The sequence below is a fragment of the [Rhizobium] kunmingense genome (genome assembly GCF_977018605.1).
Genome location: NZ_CDRNXG010000004.1, coordinates 45,683 through 69,298, shown reverse-complemented (window position 1 = coordinate 69,298; position 23,616 = coordinate 45,683). Strand labels below are relative to the sequence as shown.

General features: G+C 63.6%; 28 protein-coding genes and 1 pseudogene. 11 read left to right on the top strand and 18 right to left on the bottom strand.

Features of this window, described 5'->3' with window-relative positions:
- Positions 1–40: 40 nt before the first annotated feature.
- Positions 41–1,066 (bottom strand): DUF3991 and toprim domain-containing protein, encoded by a 1,026-nt coding sequence (locus AC0JZ4_RS26420; protein ID WP_471889490.1) that lies wholly within the window; start codon positions 1,064–1,066, stop codon positions 41–43.
- Between the two features lie 687 nt (positions 1,067–1,753).
- Here AC0JZ4_RS26420 and AC0JZ4_RS26415 point away from each other — a divergent pair.
- Positions 1,754–2,128, top strand: a complete 375-nt coding sequence (locus AC0JZ4_RS26415) for a hypothetical protein (RefSeq protein ID WP_471889489.1) — start codon at positions 1,754–1,756, stop codon at positions 2,126–2,128.
- 40 nt (positions 2,129–2,168) lie between these two features.
- A complete protein-coding gene (locus AC0JZ4_RS26410; protein ID WP_471889507.1) occupies positions 2,169–2,561 on the top strand; it encodes a tyrosine-type recombinase/integrase in 393 nt (130 codons plus the stop codon).
- Positions 2,562–2,609: 48 nt separating this feature from the next.
- Here AC0JZ4_RS26410 and AC0JZ4_RS26405 read toward each other — a convergent pair whose 3' ends face one another.
- On the bottom strand, positions 2,610–3,119 hold the full coding sequence (locus AC0JZ4_RS26405; RefSeq protein ID WP_471889488.1) for a DUF6428 family protein: 510 nt from the start codon (positions 3,117–3,119) through the stop codon (positions 2,610–2,612).
- Between the two features lie 42 nt (positions 3,120–3,161).
- Between AC0JZ4_RS26405 and AC0JZ4_RS26400 the strand changes: the two genes are divergently transcribed.
- A complete protein-coding gene (locus AC0JZ4_RS26400) occupies positions 3,162–3,521 on the top strand; it encodes an ArsR/SmtB family transcription factor (RefSeq protein ID WP_471889487.1) in 360 nt (119 codons plus the stop codon).
- The gene (gene arsK / locus AC0JZ4_RS26395) at positions 3,505–4,716 is read left to right on the top strand and encodes an arsenite efflux MFS transporter ArsK (RefSeq protein WP_471889486.1); all 1,212 of its coding nucleotides are present in this window, start codon (positions 3,505–3,507) and stop codon (positions 4,714–4,716) included. Before AC0JZ4_RS26400 ends, arsK begins: the two co-directional genes overlap by 17 nt.
- A gap of 4 nt (positions 4,717–4,720) precedes the next feature.
- Here arsK and arsH read toward each other — a convergent pair whose 3' ends face one another.
- The 16 genes and pseudogenes from arsH to AC0JZ4_RS26315 form a co-directional block, all read right to left on the bottom strand.
- The gene (arsH, locus tag AC0JZ4_RS26390) at positions 4,721–5,431 is read right to left on the bottom strand and encodes an arsenical resistance protein ArsH (RefSeq protein WP_471889485.1); all 711 of its coding nucleotides are present in this window, start codon (positions 5,429–5,431) and stop codon (positions 4,721–4,723) included.
- The gene (gene arsC, locus AC0JZ4_RS26385; RefSeq protein ID WP_471889484.1) at positions 5,424–5,849 is read right to left on the bottom strand and encodes an arsenate reductase (glutaredoxin); all 426 of its coding nucleotides are present in this window, start codon (positions 5,847–5,849) and stop codon (positions 5,424–5,426) included. The genes arsH and arsC overlap by 8 nt, the downstream gene beginning before the upstream one ends.
- Before the next feature lie 2 nt (positions 5,850–5,851).
- Positions 5,852–6,910: an ACR3 family arsenite efflux transporter gene (arsB, locus tag AC0JZ4_RS26380; protein WP_471889483.1), complete on the bottom strand. Its 1,059-nt coding sequence runs from the start codon at positions 6,908–6,910 to the stop codon at positions 5,852–5,854.
- Positions 6,910–7,437 carry an arsenate reductase ArsC gene (locus tag AC0JZ4_RS26375; RefSeq protein ID WP_471889482.1) on the bottom strand — a complete coding sequence of 176 codons (528 nt, stop codon included), beginning with the start codon at positions 7,435–7,437 and terminating at the stop codon, positions 6,910–6,912. The genes arsB and AC0JZ4_RS26375 overlap by 1 nt, the downstream gene beginning before the upstream one ends.
- 15 nt (positions 7,438–7,452) lie before the next feature.
- The gene (gene arsN2 / locus AC0JZ4_RS26370) at positions 7,453–7,890 is read right to left on the bottom strand and encodes an arsenic resistance N-acetyltransferase ArsN2 (RefSeq protein WP_471889481.1); all 438 of its coding nucleotides are present in this window, start codon (positions 7,888–7,890) and stop codon (positions 7,453–7,455) included.
- Positions 7,884–8,237, bottom strand: a complete 354-nt coding sequence (locus AC0JZ4_RS26365; RefSeq protein WP_471889480.1) for an ArsR/SmtB family transcription factor — start codon at positions 8,235–8,237, stop codon at positions 7,884–7,886. The genes arsN2 and AC0JZ4_RS26365 overlap by 7 nt, the downstream gene beginning before the upstream one ends.
- A gap of 121 nt (positions 8,238–8,358) precedes the next feature.
- The gene (locus tag AC0JZ4_RS26360) at positions 8,359–8,526 is read right to left on the bottom strand and encodes a hypothetical protein (protein ID WP_471889479.1); all 168 of its coding nucleotides are present in this window, start codon (positions 8,524–8,526) and stop codon (positions 8,359–8,361) included.
- 356 nt (positions 8,527–8,882) lie between these two features.
- A pseudogene (locus AC0JZ4_RS26355) lies at positions 8,883–9,865 on the bottom strand (IS30 family transposase).
- Positions 9,866–10,249: 384 nt separating this feature from the next.
- A complete protein-coding gene (locus AC0JZ4_RS26350) occupies positions 10,250–10,672 on the bottom strand; it encodes a hypothetical protein (RefSeq protein ID WP_471889478.1) in 423 nt (140 codons plus the stop codon).
- A complete protein-coding gene (locus AC0JZ4_RS26345) occupies positions 10,656–13,820 on the bottom strand; it encodes an efflux RND transporter permease subunit (protein WP_471889477.1) in 3,165 nt (1,054 codons plus the stop codon). Before AC0JZ4_RS26345 ends, AC0JZ4_RS26350 begins: the two co-directional genes overlap by 17 nt.
- On the bottom strand, positions 13,817–15,292 hold the full coding sequence (locus AC0JZ4_RS26340; RefSeq protein WP_471889476.1) for an efflux RND transporter periplasmic adaptor subunit: 1,476 nt from the start codon (positions 15,290–15,292) through the stop codon (positions 13,817–13,819). Before AC0JZ4_RS26340 ends, AC0JZ4_RS26345 begins: the two co-directional genes overlap by 4 nt.
- Positions 15,289–15,693, bottom strand: coding sequence for a FixH family protein (locus tag AC0JZ4_RS26335; RefSeq protein WP_471889475.1), 405 nt, complete (start codon positions 15,691–15,693; stop codon positions 15,289–15,291). The genes AC0JZ4_RS26340 and AC0JZ4_RS26335 overlap by 4 nt, the downstream gene beginning before the upstream one ends.
- A gap of 96 nt (positions 15,694–15,789) precedes the next feature.
- Positions 15,790–16,179, bottom strand: a complete 390-nt coding sequence (locus AC0JZ4_RS26330) for a hypothetical protein (RefSeq protein ID WP_471889474.1) — start codon at positions 16,177–16,179, stop codon at positions 15,790–15,792.
- Between the two features lie 159 nt (positions 16,180–16,338).
- The gene (locus tag AC0JZ4_RS26325; protein ID WP_471889473.1) at positions 16,339–16,671 is read right to left on the bottom strand and encodes a four-helix bundle copper-binding protein; all 333 of its coding nucleotides are present in this window, start codon (positions 16,669–16,671) and stop codon (positions 16,339–16,341) included.
- Entirely contained in the window at positions 16,671–17,105 is a 435-nt protein-coding gene (locus tag AC0JZ4_RS26320; RefSeq protein ID WP_471889472.1) for a DUF305 domain-containing protein, read from the bottom strand. The genes AC0JZ4_RS26325 and AC0JZ4_RS26320 overlap by 1 nt, the downstream gene beginning before the upstream one ends.
- A 35-nt stretch (positions 17,106–17,140) precedes the next feature.
- Entirely contained in the window at positions 17,141–17,461 is a 321-nt protein-coding gene (locus tag AC0JZ4_RS26315) for a hypothetical protein (protein WP_471889471.1), read from the bottom strand.
- A 265-nt stretch (positions 17,462–17,726) separates the two neighbouring features.
- Here AC0JZ4_RS26315 and AC0JZ4_RS26310 point away from each other — a divergent pair, with 265 nt between their 5' ends.
- From AC0JZ4_RS26310 to AC0JZ4_RS26280, 7 genes are all read left to right on the top strand, one after another.
- Positions 17,727–19,079 (top strand): peptidoglycan L,D-endopeptidase MepK, encoded by a 1,353-nt coding sequence (locus AC0JZ4_RS26310; RefSeq protein WP_471889470.1) that lies wholly within the window; start codon positions 17,727–17,729, stop codon positions 19,077–19,079.
- Between the two features lie 87 nt (positions 19,080–19,166).
- Entirely contained in the window at positions 19,167–19,625 is a 459-nt protein-coding gene (locus AC0JZ4_RS26305) for a hypothetical protein (protein WP_471889469.1), read from the top strand.
- 88 nt (positions 19,626–19,713) lie between these two features.
- A complete protein-coding gene (locus AC0JZ4_RS26300; RefSeq protein ID WP_471889468.1) occupies positions 19,714–19,935 on the top strand; it encodes a hypothetical protein in 222 nt (73 codons plus the stop codon).
- A gap of 4 nt (positions 19,936–19,939) precedes the next feature.
- Positions 19,940–21,400 (top strand): TolC family protein, encoded by a 1,461-nt coding sequence (locus AC0JZ4_RS26295; RefSeq protein WP_471889467.1) that lies wholly within the window; start codon positions 19,940–19,942, stop codon positions 21,398–21,400.
- A gap of 14 nt (positions 21,401–21,414) precedes the next feature.
- Entirely contained in the window at positions 21,415–22,773 is a 1,359-nt protein-coding gene (locus AC0JZ4_RS26290; RefSeq protein ID WP_471889466.1) for a multicopper oxidase family protein, read from the top strand.
- A 35-nt stretch (positions 22,774–22,808) separates the two neighbouring features.
- Positions 22,809–23,288, top strand: a complete 480-nt coding sequence (locus AC0JZ4_RS26285) for a cupredoxin domain-containing protein (protein ID WP_471889465.1) — start codon at positions 22,809–22,811, stop codon at positions 23,286–23,288.
- Between the two features lie 31 nt (positions 23,289–23,319).
- Entirely contained in the window at positions 23,320–23,604 is a 285-nt protein-coding gene (locus AC0JZ4_RS26280; RefSeq protein ID WP_471889464.1) for a copper-binding protein, read from the top strand.
- The last annotated feature ends 12 nt before the right edge of the window (positions 23,605–23,616 follow it).

Genomic DNA, 23,616 nt, shown 5'->3' with positions numbered 1-23,616 from the left:
GCAGCAATGTCGTTTCGACCTCACCATTCTCTTCAGTCCTTCATGATCCCTCGCGCGTTGCTGCGTCCGTGTCCGGCCGGGTCAAGGGCCGGCGCATGCCGGGCGAAGCCTCCCTTGATGCGGCCGGCGCGCATGCGGCAGGCCTCATCTTCTTCATTTTCCTTTCCCGTCTCTCCTTCTCTCTGTTCTGCAGAACCTCGTTCCAGTCGTTTGCCGGCGGGCGTAATCTCTGCCAGTCACAGCCCGACGCTTCGGCGAGCGCACGCAGTCGCTCGGCATAGGCATCACCTTGAGAGTTTGCGTCGGTGGCAGCGACCAGATTGATCCCCGGGCGAGCCGCCAGCACTGCAAGAGTGGCATCTGTCGCGGGCGACCAACCGCCGCCGGTACTGAGATAAAGCGTCCCCTCGCGCGGTCCCTCGATGGCGGCGAGGCTCATCGCATCGATCGCGGCCTCGGTTACGCAGAGGCGAGAGGCATCGCTCGGTCCGAAACGGAAAAGAACCTTCGAGCCCCCGGTAGAAAAACCACGCCAGTCGGGACCGCGCTCTTCCCAGCCGACCACTCGGCCATGGCTATCAACATGAGCGGCCCACATGCTGCCGGAAGGTCCTTCCCGTAGGATGTCTTCCAGAACGGCCTGCCGCACAATTCCCGTCGGGATCAAACGCGCCCAGGACAGATAGCGCCACGCGCCCGACCCCGGCGAAGGCGAGCGCCGGCGGCTCCAACGGTCACCAATAACCTCGTCTGCCACCGAAGACCGCGATGGACGCCATTCTAGCCGGGAAAGCTGAAACCCGACCAGCGCTGCGACAGCGCCCACGGCTACCGGGAACGTGGTCCTTGTCAGAAACATCGCAAGGCCGAAGACGTCACCCTTCTCATCACTCAGCGGATCGAACCAGCCTCTTCCGTCATGGGTCACAATAATGATGTTGCCACCACGCCGGTATTTGACGGCTCGACGGCTGCTTTCTTTCAGATCGTTTTTAAAGCCGGAGCGCTCTAGCAGTGCTTCACAACTGACCCTGGCGCGCAGCGCCTCCAATTCTTCTCGTTTCATATTTTCTTCGGCCGCACAGCGGCCGTCCCTTCATTTTCCCGCAATCTGCGGGCCACCTTCGTCCCGCCGCGAAGAGCGGAGGGGGCAAGGGCGCAGTGCGCAACTGACAAAAGTTGCAGCAGAGCGCTGCGGCGAAGCTTCCCTTGCGGCCGACAGGTCGCCAGCGGCAGGAACAGGTGGGTCTTAATGAGACCCACGCGGGAAGTATTCGTGCTTATGCTCACCTCCGCATAAGCACGAATATGAGCCGTGGTGACTTATGGTCACCTCAGGCTCGATGGCCCTGCTTTGCAGGGCATCTCCGACTTTCGGCTGCACATAATCGGCTCGTTGCCCGCCAATCCTCAGCGTCGGGCACAGGAGCGAAGGCAAGCTCACAATCGCAACTCAGCGAAAAAGGAGAACGCGATTGCCGACCCCCCTCCACCTCCCCCTTCGAACCGAAGACGCAGACAATAGTCTTTGGCCACTCGCTCGGATGGTCCACGATCATTATGAGCGCCGAGGTTATGACGTCGAACGCCGGCGCCAATACACCGCCGTCGTCCTCCACTTTGGCTACTGGCTGAGCGATCACGGTGTGACCATGGACAGCTTCACGTCTGACCACATGGAAGCGTTTCTGGCAGAGCACGAGAATGGTGCCGTTGCTCCGGGTTCTGGAAAATGCGCACCGGGGTGACATCAATGCGCTACGCCCTGAATCTTGCGATCAAAATGAGAGTGCGACGCCTGATCCCGCCGATGAACCTCGCGGCGATCGATCGCGAAGTCCAGGCTTTCGACAAAATGCTGGAGCAGGTCTGGGGCATGTCCGCAGGTTCTCGCCGCAAGCATCGCAATCTCGTCGGCCGACTCCTGCTTGGCTTTGTAAACGATGGCCGTGTCGATACGGCCGACCTCACACCCGTGCACATTCGCCAGTTTGTGCTAAGTGGTCGCGCATGGAAGCCTGCCACCATTCGCAGCTATGCTGTCTCGATAAGATGTTATCTCCGATATCGGACACTTCTGGGCGACGATGTCCGGCAGCTGAAAGGGCCATACCAGCACCGGCGATGAAGACGCCGGCGAAACTTCGGACGGGGTTCAGCGCGGCGGAATTAGAGCAACTGCTGGAGCCTCGGCAGAGATCGGCCAAACCCGAAAGAGAGTTCATGCCATCATAAGGTGCCTGGCAGACATCGGAAGCGTCAGGCAACGCCTCGACCTCGCCGCCAATGTTGCCGGCGGCGCTGTTGCATCAATCAGGTCAAAGTCGATATCGCCTCATACCTTCCGGCACACGACGGCGATGCACTTGCTGCAGTCCGGCGTCGATCTGACCGTGATCGCGCTTTGGCTCGGGCACGAGGATATCAGCACGACGCATGTCTACATGAAGGCTGACCTTGCCATGAAGGAAAACGCGCTCAGTCGGCTTCCGCCCGTCAGCGCGACAGGTGTTCGCTACCGGCCGCCCGACAAGCTGATGGCATTCCTTCAGGCGTTGTGAGCCAGTCGCTCCCGGCGTGGCGCCCGGGAGCCCACCAGATTGCGCGGCTCAAGCACAACACTTCGACGTGCTCGCTGGTCCGCAGGACGATTTGGCCTGCTCCTCCGCCAGCCACCGATCCCGCGGCTTGCAGCTTGCTGGTCGAGCAGCAAGGGACACCTCGAAGGTGCCGGCGACGAGCCGCGGTGCAGACGCGCAGTAGAGGGCCATCGGCCGCTCTCCGTCACTGACCTCGAACGTGAGTTTTGCCGTTGGCTCAAGCTGCACATGGTCGGAAACTTTGCGGATGATCGCCGCGAACTTGCCGGCCGGCATGTGTGTGCGGCCATCCTCGTCGATATCCCAGAGCTGCACGAAGATCTCTGCCCAGGCTTCCGGGTTGGCACCGCAATCGAGCGCCGAAAACTGCCCCGTCTTCACCTCGGTGACGTGGTAGCCAGGCCGAACGGGGTTGCCGTCATAGCTGAAGACCAACGGGGCATCCGGCGCCACCGCAAGCACATCAAGGAGATGGCCGAGACTGATATCTGTCGAAATTGTCTTGTCGATCGCGTTCATGTGGGCTATCCCTTCATCCAATAATTCAAGGATTGTTGAAGTATGGATGAACGTCAAGCCCTTTCATCGTTCGCCGCGCTATCCCAGGAAACGCGCCTTGCCATCGTCCGGGCGCTGGTCGTGGCCGGGCCAGAAGGACTGGCCGCTGGCGTCATCGCCGAGCGCATGGGCGTTTCCGCCACGAATGTGTCCTTTCACCTGAAGGAGTTGGAGCGGTCGGGGTTGATCTCACAACGGAGAGAATCCCGCTCGATCATCTACAGCGCCAGCTACGAGTCGCTCGCCGACCTCGTCAAATTCCTGATGGAAGACTGCTGCGCCGGTCATCCGGCGATAAGGGAGAATGTCGAGCGTGCCGACGACTGCTGCAGCCCGGTGGGCAAAGATGACGCCGTTGCATAATTCGAAAATCCCGGCCGGGCTTGTCTCGGCTCTCGGCCTGACGCAGATCATCGGTTACGGCACCCTCTATTACAGCTTCAGCATCCTCGCGCCCGGCATGGCGGCGGATCTCGGCTTGTCGCTGGCCGAAGTGTTCGGCGTGTTCTCCGTGTCGCTGTTCATCGGTGGCCTGTCGGCGACCTATATCGGCAAGCAGATGGACAGGATCGGTGCTGCCACGATCATGACCATCGGCTCGGCCCTTGCCGCAGTCACGCTTGCCCTTTGCGCCTGGTCGCCCTCGATCGCGATCTTCGCCATCGCCATCATCCTGCTCGAAGTGTCGTCCGGCATGGTCCAGTATCAAGCGGCATTCGCGGCACTGGTCGAGAGCGATCCCCGCACGGCTTCCCGCAGCATCACCTATCTGACGCTGATCGGCGGTTTTGCCTCGACGATCTTCTGGCCGATCTCGGCGACGCTCACCGGCTATCTGTCCTGGCGGGAGATCTATCTCGTCTTTGCGGCGTTGAACCTGTTTCTCTGCATGCCACTGCACTTCTGGATCCGAAGCCTCGGAAAGAAGGCAGGCGACGGGGCAGCCCGACCGCGCGAGACGGTCATCGGCGCGATCCCGCCGCACGCCCGGCGCCGCGCGATGGTGATCGTCTCCTTTGCCTTCGCGCTCCTCGGCTTCACGCTCGCCGCGATCCTTGCCCATATGGTGCCGATGCTCGGCTCGATCGGGTTGGGCGCGGCCGCCGTCGTGATCGGCTCGCTGTTCGGCCCGGCGCAGGTTCTGAGCCGTCTGATCAACATGGTCTTCGGGAAGAACCTGTCGCCGCCGGGTCTGGCCGTGCTCTCGGCTGTGCTCATCGTCTTCGGCGTCCTGATCCTGCTGATGACAGGCAACTGGCTTCCGGGTGCGGTCGCCTTCGCTATCTGCCTGGGGCTCGGGTCCGGGATCAACAGCATCGCACAGGGAAGCCTGCCGCTTTATCTGTTCGGATCGGACGGATATGGCGCGATCACCGGCAAGATGGCGGCCGCCCGTCTGGCGGTTGGCGCCGGCGCGCCCTTCGTGTTCGCGGCGGCCATGGAGAATATCGGGCTGAGCTTCGCCCTCGTCGCAAACGCATGCCTCGGAGCGATCAGCATCGTGGCATTCGTCGCGGTGGCCGCCTCCTGCCGGCAGCCTGCCACCGCAACGGCCTGATCCGTCAGATCGACTTCAGCGAGACCCGTTTCTCAAGCTCGGCCGCCTCTTCCTTCCGCTCGCTATATCGGTCGGTGAGGTAGGAAGAGGCATCGCGGGTCATGATGGTGAACTTCACCAGTTCCTCGCAGACGTCGACGACGCGGTCATAGTAGGAAGACCGCTTCATCCGGCCATCGGTGTCGAACTCCTGAAACGCTTTCGCCACGCTGCTCTGATTGGGGATGGTGATCATCCGCATCCAGCGGCCGAGGATGCGCATTTGGTTCACGGCGTTGAAGGACTGGCTACCACCGGAAACCTCCATCACCGCCAGCGTCTTGCCCTGGGTGGGGCGGACGGAGCCGAGCGACAGCGGGATCCAGTCGATCTGCGCCTTCATGATGCCTGTCATCGCGCCGTGGCGCTCCGGGCTGATCCAGACCTGGCCTTCCGACCATTGCGTGAGGTCGCGGAGTTCCAGAACCTTGGGATGGCTGACGGGTGCCTCATCTGGAAGCGGCAATCCGGCCGGATCGAATATCCGCACCTCGCATCCAAGGCGTTCGAGCAGCCGACGGACTTCGAAGGCAAGCAGACGGCTATACGACACTTCCCGGAGCGATCCATAAAGGATCAGGATCCGTGGCTTGTGGGTGGAGAACGCCGGGCGAAGGGATTCCGGCGAAACCGCCTGAAGATGGTCGTCGTGCAGGGCGGGAAATGTCTCAGACAATGCGCTTTCCTTCCTGGTCGAGGACCTGCTCGCCGTCTTCCTTGGTGAACGGTCCTTTGAAGGCGTCTGCTGGCAGGATGTCGAGCACGACCTCCGAAGGGCGGGCGAGCCTAGTGCCGAGCGGCGTGACAACGAGTGGTCGGTTGATCAGGATCGGGGTGGCGATCATCGCGTCCAGCAACTGGTCGTCGGTCAGATCAGGATTGTCGAGGCCGAGTTCCGCATAGGGCGTGCCCTTCTCACGGATCGCTTCCCTGACTGTCAGGCTGGCATCTGCGATCATCTTCGAGAGCTGCTCGCGCGATGGCGGGTTCTGGAGGTACTCGATGACGATGGGCTCGATCCCGGCGGCGCGGATCAGCGCCAGCGTATTGCGAGACGTGCCGCAGGCGGGATTATGATAGATGGTGGCGTCCATGGTCAGGGCCTTTCGATGATGGTGTTGCGGGAAACGGCGGGCGATGCCTCGTACCAACCCTTCGAGCGGTTCACGATCCATACGACTGACAGCATTACGGGCACCTCGATCAGGACACCTACGACGGTGGCGAGTGCCGCGCCCGACTGAAACCCGAACAGGCTGATGGCGGCGGCAACCGCGAGCTCGAAGAAGTTGCTGGCGCCGATGAGGGCGGACGGCCCAGCGACGCAGTGGCGCTCGCCTGCCATGCGGTTCAGAAGGTAGGCCAGCCCCGAGTTCAGGTAGACCTGGATTAGTATCGGCACAGCCAGCAAGGCGATGATGGCCGGCTGGGCGATGATCTGCTCGCCCTGGAACGCGAACAGCAGGACGAGGGTGGAAAGGAGTGCGACGAGCGACATAGGCTGCAGCTTGGCAAGCAGGCGGTCGAGCGCGCGGTTCGAGCCGTCGGCCGTCAGGCGGCTCCGCAGTATCTGGGCGATGATGACAGGCACGACGATATAGAGCGCGACCGACAGAGCAAGTGTCGCCCACGGCACGGTGATGGCCGATAGGCCGAGCAGCAAGCCGACGATCGGCGCAAAGGCGACCACCATGATCGCGTCGTTCAAGGCAACCTGTGACAGGGTGAACAGCGGTTCGCCCCGCGTCAGGTTGGACCAGACGAAGACCATAGCCGTGCAGGGTGCGGCGGCAAGGATGATCAGGCCTGCGATATAGGAGTCGATCTGGTCCGCGGGCAGATAGGGTCGGAAGAGCCAGCCGACGAACAGCCATCCCAGCAATGCCATCGAGAATGGCTTGATCGCCCAGTTGATGATCAGCGTGACACCGATCCCACGCCAGTAGGAGCCGACCTGCGCCAGCGACCGGAAATCGATCTTCAGCAGCATCGGGATGATCATCAGCCAGATCAGGATCGCGACGGGGATGTTGACCTTGGCGATCTCGGCGCCACCGATGACCTGGAAGACGCCGGGCATCAGGTGGCCGAGGGCAACGCCGACGGCGATGCAGAGGAAGACCCAGATGGTCAGGTATCGTTCGAAGGTGGACATCAGGCCGACTTTCCCTGTGGCGAGGTCGAACCTTCCATCGCGCCGATCTGGCGGAGCTTTGTCTCCAGCGCCAGTCGATCGATGGAGGCGAGCGGCAGGTTCACAAATGCCAGTATCCGGTTTTTGAGAAAGCGTGCCGCCTGAGCGAAGGCGCGCTGCTTGTCGATATCGAGGCCGGAGACCGCAGCCGGATCCTCGACGCCCCAGTGGGCTGTCATAGGATGGCCGATCCACACGGGGCAGGCCTCGCCGGCGGCGCTGTCGCATACCGTGAAGATGAAATCCATCTCCGGCGCGCCAGATGCGGCGAACACGTCCCAGCTCTTCGAGGAGAAACCGGTAGATTGATAGCCGAGCGTCTCAAGTTCCTTCAGGGCATAAGGATTGACCTCGCCCTTCGGCTGGCTGCCGGCGGAATAGGCCTTGAACCGGCCGCCGCCCTCTTTGTTGAGGATGGACTCGGCGAGAATAGAGCGAGCGGAATTGCCCGTGCAGAGGAACAGCACGTTATAGGTCTTGTCAGTCATGGTCGTGGTCCGTGGTTAGGTCGGAGGCCTGTTGAGCTTCATGATGGTCGCCGACGAGGGGCAAATGGAGGATAGTTGGCGGGTCGCAAGCACCGCGGCTGGCACTTCGGCCCGCGGCACCTCTGAAAACCCGATGCTCGCGAAAAACGACTTAGCGCTCGTCGTCGCGAGGAAGACATCGCCATCGACGTCTCGCAGCGTTGCCTCGACGATGGCACGGCCGAACCCATGACGCCGATGTGCCGGCAGAACGACGACAGACCGCAGCAGGTAATCGCCGGCGCAGCGTTCGAGGCCGGCATAGCCGATCGTTTGGCCGTCGCCTGAGACGGCTGCGAGGAAGGCGCGGTCCTCGTCTTCAATATCATCGGTCGGGAGATCCGCAGCACGGAGCGCGTCGCGGAGACGAGCGTCGCTACCGGCCACATCGTGCAATGCGATCGCGCTCAACATGGCTTCGCCCCCGGCGCGCCGCATGGCGTCAGTTCTGCGATCAGGGGTGCGCAAAGCTCCGTCGAACCGCCGCAGCAGTCCTTCAGCAGAAATAGTGTCAGGTCGCGCAGCCCGTTGAGATCCGCCCGGTAGATGATCGATCGGCTCTGGCGCTCGCTCTTCACCAACCCTGCGCGGGACAGCGTCGCAAGATGCGCCGACATCGTGTTTTGCGGGACGTCGAGGAGCCGGGCGAGCTCGCCGGCCGGAATCCCATCCGGCTCGTGCCGCACGAGCAGACGGAACGTCTCAAGGCGGGTGTTCTGGGCTAAGGCCGCAAGGGCCGCTATCGCATTGTTGCTTTCCATATATCCAGAATATTGGATATATCGGAGAAGTCAACCGCCTCCAAACTGAGGCGAATTATTTGCAGCTGAAAATCGAGGGTGCCCTGCAAAGCAGGGCGATCGAGCCTCAGGTGACCATGAGTCACCACGGCTCATATTCGTGCACGATCTCAAGATCGTCTTCGTCATCGAGTTCGTCGGACGGAAGGACGCCAAATTCGTCCCCGGATCTGAACAGAGTGATTGGGACCATCAGGTTGTTGCAGAGGTGGAAGGCGTGAGACTGGGCGAGAGAAAGATCGTGTGCCATCTTGAGGTGCTCCATCGGAAGCGGGCCAATTCCCGCTGATGGCTCCTCAAAGGAACAGGGACGGTCGCGATCACCGCGGAGACGAAGACGGAGCGGCGGCAGCTTGCTAGCCGACCCCTTGAGGGTTGATCGACGGAGATCCGGACCTAGTCCAGGACGCCATCACAAGAAGCGGGATTGGTCTGCTTTCATTGGAGCGAGATCTCGGCGCTAGACTTTCGACGTTCGGGTGTCTCAGCAGTTCGCAGACGAAAACGAGTAGAGGATACCATCCCGGGTCAGCGAGGCACTTTCCTGTTTGTTTTGCGTTGGAGAAGCTAACCCAAATGCATCATACCGGCGTCAAGGGTAGGGGATCACGCCCCATCCTGCAAATGTGCTATAAATGCCTCGGCCGGCGTCATGTATCCGAGGCATTTATGCGGTTGGTCGTTGAGGTGGCGTATGAGCTGGAGAAGATCGCGTTGCGAAATGGCCGCGAGATCTGTAGTGCCGGGCAAGTAACGTCGAATACGCTTGCTTGCGTTTTCGACCGTCTCTTTTGCCACGGCGCAACTGGGTCGCAAAACCAGCTCCTCGCACCAATGCCGTCTTCCAGTGCCCTGAACCCGGCAAACTCGGTACTGCGATTGAATGTTAAGCTCCGACGCGCGAATGCCGGCAAAGGCAAAAACGCTCTTATGATCTTGTCCATGATTGGCCTCGAGTGCCGGCTCGGGTTCTTGATGAGAACAGTGTAGCGGCTCTTGCGCTCCACGAGAGTGGTGACATTGGCATGACCGAGTTGGCGTTCCAAGATGAGGAGGTCTTCCTCCCAGTGTCCGAACCTTGATCTATCTCCAATAAAATCAGGTCTTTGGATATCCCGTGAAGTGGCGGGAAAAGCACCGCCGCGCGGCTTCCTGGAACGCATTGGTCGACGCTTGCGGCGGGCCTCGGATAGATACTGATAAATACCAAGCTCGTAATCTTCGTTGCTGTAGATGAAGCGGTAGATTGTCTCCTTGCACACTCGGATATGACTGAGGCCGTCCGGCTGCAGACGTCCGGCAATCTGTTCCGGGGACCAGCGAGCTTTCAACTGATTGATGATTTCTGTGCGCAAAGCCGGGTAGCGCCGCAGCTTCCTCAGCCGGCGTCGACGGTCCCTGGAGATGTCGTGAGCGACCGTGCTGTAGTAGCCGTCGTGTTCCGGCAGCTCACGATCCCGAAACGTATTGCGCTTGATCTCGCGGTAAATGGTCGAGCGATGACGGCCAAGCTGACGTGCCATCTCGTTGACCGGAACCTTTGCCGCCACCAGATGATGAAGACGCCGGCGATCGGCAAGGGTGATCACGCACTTCGAAGTAGAATGTACCCGGCTACAAGAGAAAATTGCATAGCGTGAATTATTGAACTCAGTTGTAACTGGCCTCTTTGCGGTGAGAGATTGGCCGGTAGAGAGACGGTCACCGTCTCCTGACCGGATTACCCTTAGTGGCGGGAAGAAAGAAGACGTTCCGGCTCAACCCGATGGTCGGCGCTTCGCTGCGCCGCCCTCCCCGCCGCCGGCTGCCTCGGGCGATGCGCCGCAAGGCAGGCCGGGCTTTCCTGGCGCCGGCCATCGTCGTGACGTTCGCCCTTGCCGCCACGATGATCGCCCTGAACGCGGCGTCGACTGACGGGCTCACGGCTTGCGAAACTTCGCGTGGCAGCTCATGCACGTCTGAAGCATGAGGTGTTAGGCATGCTCAGCGGGCACGGCGGCAGCATCTCGCGAGGCTTCGGCCTTTGGAGCGAAGGGACTTCCGAGCAGCGTTCCGCGCATCCTCGTGTCCGGACCAAGCCGGTCGGGATTTCGGTCCGCCGCGGCGGAAAGCGCGGCCGCATAGGCTTCAAGGTCGTCGGCGAGCCTGCCGAATTCTTCGACCAGGCGGCGCCCTGCATGGGTCCGGATGTTTTCCGCCGCCTCCTTGAACTCCGCCTCCTTGAACTCCGCCTGCGAGTACGGCCTCCTTCCCTCGAACAGCTCGCCGACGATCCTCGTGGAGGCGGCCATCGACTTCATGTCGGCCTGCCGCTCCCAGGCGGGCGCGGCAGAGACCGCGCCGGCGAACGCGAGAGCGGCGACGGCGGTCCGGCAGACGTCAGCCAACCGTTTCAAGAGGCGCCTCCCTTGGCAGGGTCGCATCCTCGGTCTCGGGTACGAGTCGCCATCCCTTCGCAAGAGCATAGACGGCCGGGATGACGACGAGCGTCAGCACCGTGGACGACATCATGCCTCCGATCATCGGAACGGCGATCCTCTGCATGATCTCCGATCCAGTGCCCGTGCTCCAGAGGATGGGGATCAGACCGGCCATGATGGCGACGACCGTCATCATCTTCGGGCGCACGCGCTCGACGGCCCCGATGACGATCGCCCTGTGCAGGTCCGCACGCGTCAGCTCCCGCCCTTCGGCGGCGCAACGCTGGCGCTCCTCCGCCAGCGCGTGATCCAGGTAGATGAGCATGATCACCCCCGTTTCGGCCGCGACGCCCGCGAGTGCGATAAAGCCCACCGCCACGGCGACGGACATGTTGAAGCCCAGCCACCACATGAGCCAGATGCCGCCGACCAGGGCGAACGGCAGCGAGAGCATCACGATCAGGGTCTCCGTCAGGCGCTGGAAGTTGAGGTAGAGCAGCAGGAAGATGAGGGCCAGCGTCAGCGGCACGACGAGGGCCAGTCGCGCCTTCGCCCGCTCCAGGTACTCGAACTGGCCGCTCCAGCCCAGCGAGTAGCCCGGAGGCAGACGGACCTCGCCTTCGACGGCTGCCTTCGCGTCCGCCACGTAGCCGCCCAGGTCGCGGTCCGCGATGTCGACGAATACGTAGACGGCGAGCTGTCCGTTCTCGGTCCTGATTGACGTCGCCCCTCTCGTCAGCTCGATCCTGGCGACGTCTCCGAGCGGAACGGTCCCTCCTCCCGGAAGGCTGACGAGAACGTCGCGGCCGATGGCCTGCGGGTCGCTGCGGTAGTCGCGCGGGTAGCGGACGGCGACCGAGTACCGCTCGCGGCCTTCGACCGTGGTCGTCAAGGTTTCGGAGCCGAGCGCCATGCCGACGACGTCTTGGACGCTGTCGACGGTCAGTCCGTAGCGCGCGAGCGCCGCCCGGTCGGGGACGACGTCGAGGTAGTAGCCGCCGATGACGCGCTCGGCGTAGGCCGACGACGTTCCCGGCACTTTCCTGAGGACGGCCTCGACACGGCGGGCGACCTTCTCCATCTCGCCGAGATCCGTTCCGAACACCTTGACCCCGACCGGGGTGCGGATACCGGTCGACAGCATGTCTATGCGCGCCCGGATCGGCATCGTCCAGGCATTGGAGACGCCGGGGAACTGGAGCGCGGCGTCCATTTCCTGCCTGAGCGCGTCGATCGTCACGCCCGGCCGCCACTGGTCCTTCGGCTTCAGGGTGATGATGGTCTCGAACATTTCGGTCGGCGCGGGATCGGTCGCCGTCAGCGCCCTTCCCGCCTTCCCGAAGACGGTCTCCACCTCCGGGAACAACTTGATGATCCGGTCCTGCGTCTGCATGAGTTCGGCGGCCTTGGTGACCGAAAGGCCGGGAAGCGTGGTCGGCATGTACATGAGCGTGCCCTCGTCGAGCGCTGGCATGAACTCGCTGCCGAGCTGCCGGGCGGGCCAGACGGTGACCGCCAGGGCGGCGAGCGCGACGACGATCGTCAGCGTCCTGGCCTTCAGCACCCCGGCGATGACGGGACGGTAGACCCAGATCAGCATCCGGTTCATGGGATTCCTGTGCTCGGGAATGATCCTGCCCCGCACGAAGACGACCATGAGCGCCGGCACGAGCGTCACGGACAGGATCGCCGCGGCCGCCATCGCGAACGTCTTGGTGAACGCGAGCGGGCCGAACAGCCGGCCTTCCTGGGATTCCAGCGTGAAGATCGGCAGGAAAGACACGGTGATGATCAGGAGGCTGAAAAACAGCGCCGGGCCGACTTCGGACGCTGCCTCAACAAGGACGTCGAGGCGCGGCTTGTCGGGAGGCGCCCGTTCGAGATGCTTGTGGGCGTTCTCGATCATCACGATGGCGGCGTCGATCATCGCGCCGATGGCGATGGCAATCCCGCCCAGGCTCATGATGTTTGCTCCGATGCCGAGCATGCGCATCGCGGCGAAGGCCATCAGGATGCCGACCGGAAGCATGACGATCGCCACGAGAGCGCTCCTGACATGCATGAGGAAGACGACGGTCACGATCGCGACGACGACCGACTCTTCGAGAAGCGTCCCCTTGAGCGTCTCGATGGCCGCCTCGATCAGCCGCGAGCGGTCGTAGACGGGGACGATCTCGGCGCCTGCAGGAAGGCTGGCCTTCAGGGCGTCGATGTTGCGCTTCGTGTTTTCGATGACCGTGAGCGCGTTCGATCCGTAGCGCTGCAGCACGATGCCCCCGGCGACCTCGCCTTCTCCATTCAGCTCGGTGATGCCGCGGCGCTCGTCGGGCACGAGTTCGACCCTGGCCACGTCCGCCAGCCGCAGCGGCACGCCCTTTTCGGACCTCAGCACGACGTTTTCTATGTCCGCGACGCCATGGAGGTAGCCGCGTCCGCGCACCATGTATTCGAACTCGGAAAGCTCGACCGTCCGGCCTCCCACGTCGCGGTTGCTGGCCTTCACCGCCGACGCTACTTCGCTCAGGCCGACGCCCTGCGCCTTCAGCCTGGCAGGATCCACGACGATGGAATACTGCTTCACGAAGCCGCCGACGCTCGCGACCTCCGCCACGCCCTCGGACCGCGACAGCGCGAACTTGACGACCCAGTCCTGCAGCGAACGGAGTTCTGCAAGGGACATCTCCTTGGCGATCACCGCGTACTGGAAGACCCAGCCCACGCCCGTGGCGTCGGGGCCGAGCGTCGGGACGACGCCTTCGGGCAGGCGGCTTGCGGCGGCGTTCAGGAATTCGAGCACGCGGCTTCTCGCCCAGTACGGATCGGTGCCGTCCTCGAAGATCACGTAGACGAACGACACGCCGAAGAATGAGAAGCCCCGGACGACCCTGGATTTCGGGACCGTCAGCATCGAGCTCGTCAGCGGATAGGTGACCTGGTCCTCGACGACCTGGGGCGCCTGACCGGGATAGTCGGTATACACGATGACCTGCACGTCGGAGAGGTCGGGGATGGCGTCGAGGGGGAGCGTCCGCAGCGCGTGGACGCCGCCGGCCGCCGCGAGGAACGCGCCGACGAAGACGAGCAGCAGGTTGCGCGCCGACCAGGAGATCAGGTGTGAGATCATGGCCGGGCGTCTCCCGCGGCAAGCGCGTTCAGCGCTGAGTTCAGATTGCTTTCGGCGTCGAGGAGGAAGTTGGCGGCGACGACCACGCGTTCTCCTGCCGCCAGTCCGGAAGTCACCTCCGTCCTTTGGGCCGCACGAACGCCCACCTCGACGTCGCGCGGTTCGAACCGCCCCTCGCCCTTGTCGATGAAGACGACCCGCCTGCTTCCCGTGTCGACGATCGCGTCGTTCGGCACGGAGACGACCGGATCCGGCCGGCCGGTCGCTATCTCGACGGTGCCGAACATGTTGGGAAGAAGCCTGCCGTCCGGATTGGGCAGCCGGATCCGCACTCTGGCGGTCCTCGTCTGCTCGCGGATCTCGGGCTCCACCAGCTCGACCACGCCGCGGACCGTCGCGCCGGGCCGGGCGCCCACCGCCACCGTCGCCTCGGCTCCGACCGCGACGGCGGCGAGCTGGCTTTCCGGAACGTCGGCCACCATCCAGACTTCGCGGATGTCGGCGATCCTGAACAGGACGTCGCCGGGCTCGGCCATGCTGCCCGGCGTGGTCGAACGCTCGACGACGATCCCGTCCACGGGGGCGTCGAACGAGATGCTGGACGGAACCTTCCGGTCCCTGCGGATGGCCTCGACCATGCGGTCGGACATTCCGAGGTTGCGAAGCCTCAGGGCGCTCCCGGCGGTGTCTCCGCCTCCGGACACGACGTTGGCGTACTCGGAAGCGGCCGTCGCGACGTCCTTCGAGTAGAACCTGAAGAGGGTTTCGCCGGCCTTCACGCGGCTGCCCGCGGTAACCGGGGCGACGTCCTCGACGAAGGAGTCGGAGCGCATGCTCACGGTGTGGATCCGTCGGTCGTCGAGCATGACGACGCCGGGAACGCGCAGGGTGGTCGCCAGACTCTCCATTGTGACTTCCGCAGTCCTGACGCCGGTCCGCTGCAGCTTTCCGAGCGGAACCCGGACGGTGGACCCGCCTTCGGCCTCGCCCTCGTAGACCGGGACGTAGTCCATTCCCATCGAATCCTTCTTCGGCACCTTCGAGGTGTCGGGAAGTCCCATGGGGTTGCGGTAGTACAGGATCTTCCGCCCAGACGCGGGAGCGCCTCCCGATCCGGTTTCGGCGAAGTTCGCATCCGGCTGCTCGCCTTCCGCCGTTTCGCCCGACTGCTCGCCTTGGGGCTTGTCGGCGAAGTCGACGTCCTCGCTGGCCCGTACCGGAAGGAAGTCCCTTCCGTCCGGCGTCTTCGCAGGCCCCGCGGACCAGGCGGGGTCGCCATCGGGATGCCGATAATAGACGACGGGACCGGTCCCGGAAGACCTGGCCTCTTTTGCGACGGCCGGCGCCTCCGCCGTCAGAAGCCGAAGGGCGGCGACGTCGGGGACGGCGACCCGGCCGGCGCCGAGCAGGTATCCTCCCCCGCCACCGACGGCGAGGGAGCATGCGGACAGGAGCAATGCGGCGGTCTTCACGGGAGGGCCTTCAGAACGACTTCGCCCTGCACTGTTTCGGGTTCGCCCTGCACCTTTGCGGCTACCTTGAAGCGCCAGCCGCCGGCCATCGACAGGTTGGTGCGGAAGCGGTAGACGCCCGGCTGGGTGGCCGGGAGGTTCTCGACCGAGGTCGTCATCATCTCCATGCCGTCGGGCGCCATGTCCATCCGTGTGGTGAAGATGACCGCGCCGGGCACGGGTTTTCCGGATCGCTTGTCGACCAGCCTGACGGCCACTTCGGCCTGCGGACCGTGCTTCACCTCTGAAGCGACGGGCTGGAATTCGTAGTCGTCGGCGGCTGCAAGGGCGGCGCCCGCGGATACGGCAAGGAATGCGAGCGCGGCGGCGGCCGCCCGCACGGGTACGTTTCTGTTCTTCATGATTTCACATCTCAGGATGCGCGGATGCGCGCAGGATACGGACACGCCGGATCGTTCCCGCAAGCGGGACGGCCAGACGCGGCGAAAGAGCGTGATTCAGGCGCGCGGAGGTCTTGGAGGCGGTTCGACCAGGGCCGAAGCGAATTCTGCTCCCGCAAGGCGCGGAAACGACATGGGAAGCGGAAGGTCGACGGGCAGGCTCGCAGTAGCGGACAGGTTGCCTACGATCACCGTGGAGCATACCAGCGCAAGCGGGCAGGACTTCATGCAGTCGGGAACAGCAGGCTTCTTCTCTTCCGGACAGCAGGGCATGTCCGCCATCGCTTCTTCGTCCGGGGCCTGGTCCGCCATCTCCATCGCCATGCCCGCCATCTGGCCCGATGAAGCCATGGCGGCCGCGGCCGCGCTTACGCTCGCCGGCCCCATCAGGACGGCAAGCATGGCGAACGCGCAGAGAATGCGTTGGATGACCATCAGCGGCTTCATGGGTTCATTCTTGCACGACACGCAGGCCGTTGTGAAGACGCCGGAGCGCCGTGCGCCATCCGGTCGCGACAGCGCCCTCCGTACTCGCCCTTCCGCAACGGTGGCGACGAGGCTTGGAACGATGCCGGGAGGATGAGGCAACACCCTCCCGGCAGCTCGTCAGGCCGCCATCTGCTCGCAGCTATCGGCGCACTTCCGGCAGGCGTCGACGCAAGCCTGCATGTCGCCGATGCGCTCGCAGTCGTCGGCGCACTGACGGCAAATCTCGGCGCATTCCCTGCACGTGTGCCTGTGGTGCTCGGTGCCGATCAGCATGAAATGGGCCGACGTCCGGCACATCTCGGCGCAGGCCATCATCAGCTTGAAGTGGGTCGGCTCAGTGTGCTTGCCGCCCATCTCCAGGCAGTGTCCCGTCGCCATCGACAGGCACTCGCTATAGCACGCGAGGCAGTTGTCGATGCACTCCTTCATCTGCGACGACATGTGATGCATCACTTCGCCTCCTTCTCGACCCAGGCGGTCAGTTCCTTGATCTCCCTGGTCTGGTCGTCGATGATCTTCTGGGCCTTCGCCTTGGTTACGGCGTTCTTGCCGTACTTCAGCTCGACCTGGGCCATGCTGATCGCGCCCATGTGATGTGCGATCATTCCGCAGGCGAAGGACACGTCCGGGTCCTTCTTCATCATGCCCTGCATCATGTTCATGTTCATGGTCTTCATGCCGTCCATGGATTCCTTCTGGAACTCGGCCATTCCCGACATCTCGTGGCCCTGCATGGACATGTCGCCGCCAGACGACATCTCGGACTTGCACTTGTCCGGATAGGCCATCGACGACGCGGACTGTGCTGAGGCGGAGACCGGGGCGGCCAGGACGGCTGCGGCGAGGAACGAAGAGGCGAAGGCGGTCTTGATCACGGTGTTCATCTTGAACTCCTGTTTCGTGAGATTTTGGTCAAGGGTCACGAGGCGGAAGTTCTTGGAGGCGGATCAATCGCGGTCGCCAGCAGCAGAGGCTCTTCGACCTTGAGATATGGATGATGCCGGTGGCCGGCGGCCAGCGGCAGGCCGGGCGAAGGGAGGTTCGGCAACATCGGGCAGCAGTGCATGCTGTCGCAGCAGGGGGTCGCGGCGTCGTGACGGTGGTCGGCAGCGTTCTCGGCGTGCACGGGCTGGCACGATGGCGAGGAAGCGAGCGCCGGGGCCATGGCGAACAGGTTCAGCATCACCATCGCAACGGCGACGGCGCACAGGACCGATCTGAGGCCAAGCTTGAGGATCATCCGGAACTCCCGAGGTTGCTGCGAAAACATCCCGCTCGAGAGAAAGTTCCACGGTTGAAGGCGCAGGCGAACGCTGATTCCGCTTCCAGTGGCCGACGCGAAATATTCCTCCTGCCGGCAAGTGCTCGATTTTCAACGCCCGCTCCTAAATCAACCATTTCTTGAATATGAGAAATAATAATCGACAACTGTGACATTTATGACATCCTCGCGCCGCATTGGAATCGGATCAAGCTGCGGCGGCGGCGGAGACAGGGACCAGCTCTTGAAGTCTAATCTTACGAAGGAACTGGGACGCGAGGCGTCACGGATGGTCCCGCGCAGGGATTCGCGTTCAGCTGCCGGCCTTCTGGTCGGATGTCTTCTCGCCCTCGTCGGTTCGGCGGCGGGCGCCTCCGCCGAGGACCGCACGCTGAAGCTCTACTTCGGCCATACGGGCGAACGCGCCGTCATCACCTACAAGCGCAACGGCGTCTTCGACCAGGCGGGCCTCAACCAGCTCAACCAGTTCCTGCGCGACTGGCGCGCGAACAAGAGCACGAAGATGGACCCCCGTCTGTTCGACGTCGTCTGGGACGTCTACAGGCGCAGCGGCGCGACCGACTACATCAACGTAGTCTCCGGCTACCGCTCTCCGCAGTCGAACGCCATGCTTCGCACCCGTTCGTCCGGGGTGGCGAAGGAAAGCCAGCACACGCGGGGCAAGGCGATGGACTTCTTCATTCCCGGCGTGAAGCTCGCGACGCTTCGAGCGCTCGCCATGCAGGAACAGGGCGGCGGCGTCGGCTACTACCCAGCCTCCGGCTCTCCCTTCGTCCACGTGGACGTGGGCGGCGTGCGTGCGTGGCCGCGGATGAGCCGTCAGGAGCTCGTCCAGCTTTTCCCGCACGGGAAGACCCTGCACATCCCGAGCGACGGCAAGCCGCTTCCGGGCTACGAGACCGCGGTCGCGGAATACAAGCGCAAGGGCGCCGGCTCGACCGCCGAGATCGCGAGCTTCGGCGGGGGCAAGCGCAAGAGCTTCCTGGAGGCCCTGTTCGGCGGCAGCGACGGCGAGGAGGAGGACAACGTCGCCGAGACCACCGTGGCGGCAGCCGACAAGCGCACGCCGCAGCCCGCCAAGGCGGAACAGTCCGTCGCCGTGGTTTCCGCGGAACCGCCGGCGAAGTTCGACGCCCCGATCCCGGCCAGGCGTCCAGACACGAGCGCGCTCCTGACCGCGCTGCGTCCCACGACGCCGACGGAGCCCGAGGCCTTCACCGCCGTGACGACGGCCGCCGCGGGCAAGGTCGAGGAGCCGAGCGGCTTCGCGGATCTTTCGGGCTACGCGATCCCGGTTCCGGTATTCGCCTCCCGCCCCGCACAGGCTGAGAAGGTGATCACGGCGTCGGCCTCCAGGCCTGCGGAGAGCATGCAGGCTTCGGCCGCATCGATCGCGCTGCCGCGCAAGGAACTCGCAGCGGCGCTCGCCGCGCCTTCCGAGACCAACTCCGTCGCGAAGATCTCCTTCAGCGCGAGCTACACGACCGGCTATCCCGCGCAGACGGACTCCAGGCCGGTCGTGGCGGCGGCGGAATCGTTCGACTTCGGCCGCTTCGGCGACGTGCCTGCCAAGTGACAGCGCGACCGCTTTGGCAGCCTGCGAAACATTGCGGCGTGTTGGCCCTGCCACACAAATAACGCGAATCGATGATTGAATACTGCCTTGATTGACAAGCCCGAGGGCTCTGGCGATCCTGGGGACATGAGCGGGATGTATCGAATCACATCTAAAGCGTTGGCGATGCTGTTCAGGCTGGTGATGATCCTATCGCTGGCCGGCTACAGCTTTTCTGCCGTCAACGCCGCGATGCATCCCAGCGTCCCCCCGCAGGTCTCACAGGTCGAAGACGATCATTCGTCCCATCATTCGGCCGACCATGCTGTGGCGCAGGAAGCCGACCACCACGCCATGGCGCAGGCTGACCATCACGGCGACCAGCACGACCACGGCGGTCCGGAGAAGAACAAGAACTCCTGCTGCAAGGACTACTGCGGCGTAGCGGCGATCACGTGCTCGGGTTCCTCCCTGTCGCATCCGCGTGTCGTCTCCATCCACGAGCTCGTTGACGACACCAGCGTCTTCGGCCAGGCGCCGAGCCTCCATCGTCCACCTAACATCTGAGAACTAGCACCCGCACTGCGGGTCTTGCTGTGCGTCCGCGTGTTCTCGCGCGGCGGCACGAACGCGATCTTGTTCTCGGAATCACACCATGAAACTCATGTTCCTGGTGGTCGCCATGCCGCTTGCTGCAAGCGGATGCGCCTCCACCCTACCCGAAGTCGTAGCTTCGACCGGCAATCCCGACACCGTGGCCGACGTCCGGCCGGTCCGGTACCAGAGCCCCGTCGGCGGCTATACCCAGCGCATGCCCGTCGATCCCAAGCCATGGCGCAGTCTCAACGACGCGCAGGCTCCGAAGAAGAAGGGGTGAGGCCATGACGGTACGTCATATCAAGCTCGTCAGCGCCCTCGTCCTTCCTCTCGCCGCGGCGGGCTGCGTCACCACCGACTATTCCGACACCGAGGCGGGTTTCCTGAACGCATCGTTGAAGAGCGGCGAAGCCACGGGCAAGCAGACGGTCTGGATCCAGAACCAGAAGCAGGCCCAAGTCACCCGAGACCGGGTGAAGGCGCTGATGGCCAGGAAGACCATCGACGTCGAGACGGCCGTGCAGGTCGCGCTCCTGAACAACAAGGGGCTGCAGGCTTCGTATGCCGATCTCGGCGACAGCGCCGCGGACGCGTGGCAGACCCAGCTCTCCGTCTTTCCGACATTCTCCGTCGGCGTCAGCGGCCTGGGCACGCCCGGCCTCGAAGCCTACAGGGTTCTGGAAGGAGCGATCGCGGCGAACATCCTCGCGCTTGCCACCTACGACCGGAACATCAAGCTCGCCGACAACCGCTTCCGGCAGGCCCAGCTCAGGGCGGCGATCGCCACGATCTCGCTGGCCGCCGACACGCGGCGAGCCTGGATCAACGCCGTCGCGGCGTGGGAGAACGTCGCCTATCTGAACCAGGCGAAGATCGCGGCCGACGCCTCCTCCGAACTTGCGAAGAAGATCGGCGAGGCCGGATCGATGCCGAAGGGCGAACAGGCCCGCGAGCACGTCTTCTATGCGGAACTGACGGGCGACACGGCCAAGGCCCGGCTGGCTGCGAAGCTCGCCAAAGAAGAGCTCGTACGCCTCATGGGGCTGTCGGGAACGGACGTCGACTTCCAGATTCCGAACCGGCTTCCCAACCTGCCGAAGGCGCTGATCAAACGCGACGACATCGAGGCGGAGGCCATTCACAAGCGTATGGACCTGCAGGTCTCGCGTCTCGAGCTGCAGGCGGCGGCGAAGTCCTACGAGCTCACGAACGCGACGCGCATCGTGACGGACATCGAACTTGTCGGCACCTGGGAGAAGGAACGCGAGCGGGAGGACGGCAGGATCGTTTCCGACATATCGAGGACCGGAGCGCTCGAGTTCACGATCCCGATCTTCGATTCCGGCCAGGCGCGGCTGCGCAAGGGCGAACTCGCCTACATGCGGTCGGCCAACCAACTCGCGCAGCTCGCGGTCAACGTGCGTTCCGAAGCCAGGTCGGCGTACGTGGCCTACAGGTCGAACTACGACATCGCCCGCCACTACCGCAACAACGTGCTGCCGCTGCGCAGCGCGATCGAGCAGCAGTCGATGCTCAACTACAACGGCATGATCACCAGCACGTTCGAACTGATCTCCGACACGCGCGACAAGATCACCTCCACCATCCTCGCCGTCAATGCGAAGCGCGACTTCTGGCTCGCCGAGGCGAACCTCGCGCCCGTGATCTACGGCGGCAGCACCGGATCGGCCGCGGCCGAGACCGAGGTCGCGTCCGCCGAGCCCGCCGCGGCTGGCGGCCACTGAGAAAGGAAACGAGAATGTTCAGCAGAAGACAATTGCTCGGCGCGGGCGCCGCGTCCGCCGCCCTCGTCTCCTCCCAGGCCTGGGGCCAGACGACGAACATGGGGCTGCCGGAAGCCGCCCTCATGGATTCGGCGGCGACCCAGACGCCGGTGAAGCCCTCCGTCGGCCCGGACTACAATCCGGTCGTCACCCTCAACGGCTGGACCCTGCCGTTCCGGATGAACAACGGGGTCAAGGAATTCCACCTCGTCGCCGAACCCGTCGAACGGGAGATGGCCGAAGGGATGACCGCATACCTGTGGGGCTACAACGGGCAGTCGCCAGGTCCGACGATCGAGGCCGTGGAAGGCGACCGCGTTCGTATCTTCGTGACCAACAAGCTGCCGGAGCACACGACCGTCCACTGGCACGGCATGATCCTGCCGTCGGGCATGGACGGCGTCGGCGGCCTGTCGCAGCCGCACATCCCTGTCGGCAAGACCTTCGTCTACGAGTTCGACCTCGTGAAGTCCGGGACCTTCATGTACCACCCGCATTCCGACGAGATGGTGCAGATGGCGATGGGCATGATGGGCTTCTTCGTGGTCCATCCCAAGGACCCGACGTTCATGCCCGTAGACCGCGACTTCGTCTTCCTCCTGAGCGCCTACGACATCGATCCAGGTTCGTACGTGCCGCGGGTCATGGAGATGACCGACTTCAACCTCTGGACCTGGAACAGCCGCGTCTTTCCCGGCATCGATCCGCTGGTCGTGTCGAAGAACGACAGGGTGCGGGTGCGCGTCGGCAACCTGACGATGACGAACCATCCAATCCACATGCACGGCTACGACTTCGAGGTGACCTGCACCGACGGCGGCTGGGTGCGGCCGGAGGCCCGCTGGCCCGAGGTGTCGATCGACATCCCGGTCGGGGCCATGCGCGCCTACGAGTTCGACGCTAAGTATCTCGGCGACTGGGCTATCCACTGCCACAAGTCGCATCACACCATGAACGCGATGGGCCACGAGATCCCGACCTTCATCGGGGTCGACAAGAAGGAAGTCGCGAAGAAGATTCGACAGTTCCGCCCGGAATACATGCCGATGGGCACGGCCGGCATGGCCGACATGGGCGAGATGTCGATGGAAATCCCGGAAAACACCGTTCCCATGATGACCGGCTGGGGCCCCCATGGCCCCATCGAGATGGGCGGCATGTTCTCCGTGGTGAAGGTCCGCGAGGGCATCTCGGCGGGCGATTACACCGATCCGGGCTGGTACGAGAACCCGCCCGGCACGCAGGCCTGGGAGTGGACGGGAAGCCTGCCCGACGCGACCAAGGCGAAAGACGCGAAGACGCAGCCGCCGTCGAAGCATTCGAACCACGGCTGATCACACGTTCCCCGAACAAACCAAAGGACACCAACATGAAGAATGCACTTATCGGCCTCCTGCTGGCCACCGCTCTGGCGACGCCTGCTCTCGCTTCCGGCAACCACGCAGGTGGCCACGGCGAGGCCATGGCCGTCGGCGAGCCGGGCGACAAGTCCAAGGTCACCCAGACCATCCGCGTCACCATGAAGGAGACCCCGGACGGCAAGATGGTCTTCACGCCGAACAACTTCAAAGTCCGCAAGGGCCAGACAGTACGCTTCACGATCAAGAACGAAGGCGAGCTCGACCACGAGTTCGTTCTCGACCAGGAAGACAAGGTCATGGAGCATAAGGCCGTCATGGAGAAGTTCCCGGACATGGAACATGACGACCCGAACGCGATCCGCCTGAAGCCCGGCAAGTCGGGCGAGATCGTCTGGCGGTTCACCAACGACGGCGTGTTCAAGATCGCCTGCCTCGTACCCGGCCACTACGACGCCGGAATGCACGGCGACGTCGCCGTCGCCAAATAACCAGCAACGAGCAATTGAAAGGAATTCGACAATGAAGAACCTCACCAAGCTGGGCCTCGCTGCGGCGATCGCCCTCTCCTCGGCAGCCGGGGCGTTCGCCCAGGAGTTCACCAATGGCACCGTCAAGAAGGTCGACGCCAAGGCCAAGAAGGTCACGCTGATCCATGAGGAGCTGAAGACGCTCGAGATGCCGGCGATGACAATGGTCTTTGAAGTCAAGGACGAGGCGACGCTGGCGAAGCTCAAGGAAGGCGCGAAGGTTCAGTTCGTCGCCGAGCGCGTCAACGGCAAGCTGACCGTCACCCAGGTGAAGTGACGCGATGGCGGC

Bases quoted from the DNA above. Each gene is read 5' to 3' on its own strand.
- AC0JZ4_RS26420 (WP_471889490.1), bottom strand. From the start codon at position 1,066: ATGAAACGAGAAGAATTGGAGGCGCTGCGCGCCAGGGTCAGTTGTGAA.
- AC0JZ4_RS26415 (WP_471889489.1), top strand. From the start codon at position 1,754: ATGCGCTACGCCCTGAATCTTGCGATCAAAATGAGAGTGCGACGCCTG.
- AC0JZ4_RS26405 (WP_471889488.1), bottom strand. From the start codon at position 3,119: ATGAACGCGATCGACAAGACAATTTCGACAGATATCAGTCTCGGCCAT.
- AC0JZ4_RS26400 (WP_471889487.1), top strand. From the start codon at position 3,162: ATGGATGAACGTCAAGCCCTTTCATCGTTCGCCGCGCTATCCCAGGAA.
- arsK (WP_471889486.1), top strand. From the start codon at position 3,505: ATGACGCCGTTGCATAATTCGAAAATCCCGGCCGGGCTTGTCTCGGCT.
- arsC (WP_471889484.1), bottom strand. From the start codon at position 5,849: ATGGACGCCACCATCTATCATAATCCCGCCTGCGGCACGTCTCGCAAT.
- arsB (WP_471889483.1), bottom strand. From the start codon at position 6,910: ATGTCCACCTTCGAACGATACCTGACCATCTGGGTCTTCCTCTGCATC.
- AC0JZ4_RS26375 (WP_471889482.1), bottom strand. From the start codon at position 7,437: ATGACTGACAAGACCTATAACGTGCTGTTCCTCTGCACGGGCAATTCC.
- arsN2 (WP_471889481.1), bottom strand. From the start codon at position 7,890: ATGTTGAGCGCGATCGCATTGCACGATGTGGCCGGTAGCGACGCTCGT.
- AC0JZ4_RS26365 (WP_471889480.1), bottom strand. From the start codon at position 8,237: ATGGAAAGCAACAATGCGATAGCGGCCCTTGCGGCCTTAGCCCAGAAC.
- AC0JZ4_RS26360 (WP_471889479.1), bottom strand. From the start codon at position 8,526: ATGGCACACGATCTTTCTCTCGCCCAGTCTCACGCCTTCCACCTCTGC.
- AC0JZ4_RS26345 (WP_471889477.1), bottom strand. From the start codon at position 13,820: ATGATCTCACACCTGATCTCCTGGTCGGCGCGCAACCTGCTGCTCGTC.
- AC0JZ4_RS26335 (WP_471889475.1), bottom strand. From the start codon at position 15,693: ATGAAGAACAGAAACGTACCCGTGCGGGCGGCCGCCGCCGCGCTCGCA.
- AC0JZ4_RS26330 (WP_471889474.1), bottom strand. From the start codon at position 16,179: ATGAAGCCGCTGATGGTCATCCAACGCATTCTCTGCGCGTTCGCCATG.
- AC0JZ4_RS26325 (WP_471889473.1), bottom strand. From the start codon at position 16,671: ATGCATCACATGTCGTCGCAGATGAAGGAGTGCATCGACAACTGCCTC.
- AC0JZ4_RS26320 (WP_471889472.1), bottom strand. From the start codon at position 17,105: ATGAACACCGTGATCAAGACCGCCTTCGCCTCTTCGTTCCTCGCCGCA.
- AC0JZ4_RS26315 (WP_471889471.1), bottom strand. From the start codon at position 17,461: ATGATCCTCAAGCTTGGCCTCAGATCGGTCCTGTGCGCCGTCGCCGTT.
- AC0JZ4_RS26300 (WP_471889468.1), top strand. From the start codon at position 19,714: ATGAAACTCATGTTCCTGGTGGTCGCCATGCCGCTTGCTGCAAGCGGA.
- AC0JZ4_RS26295 (WP_471889467.1), top strand. From the start codon at position 19,940: ATGACGGTACGTCATATCAAGCTCGTCAGCGCCCTCGTCCTTCCTCTC.
- AC0JZ4_RS26290 (WP_471889466.1), top strand. From the start codon at position 21,415: ATGTTCAGCAGAAGACAATTGCTCGGCGCGGGCGCCGCGTCCGCCGCC.
- AC0JZ4_RS26285 (WP_471889465.1), top strand. From the start codon at position 22,809: ATGAAGAATGCACTTATCGGCCTCCTGCTGGCCACCGCTCTGGCGACG.
- AC0JZ4_RS26280 (WP_471889464.1), top strand. From the start codon at position 23,320: ATGAAGAACCTCACCAAGCTGGGCCTCGCTGCGGCGATCGCCCTCTCC.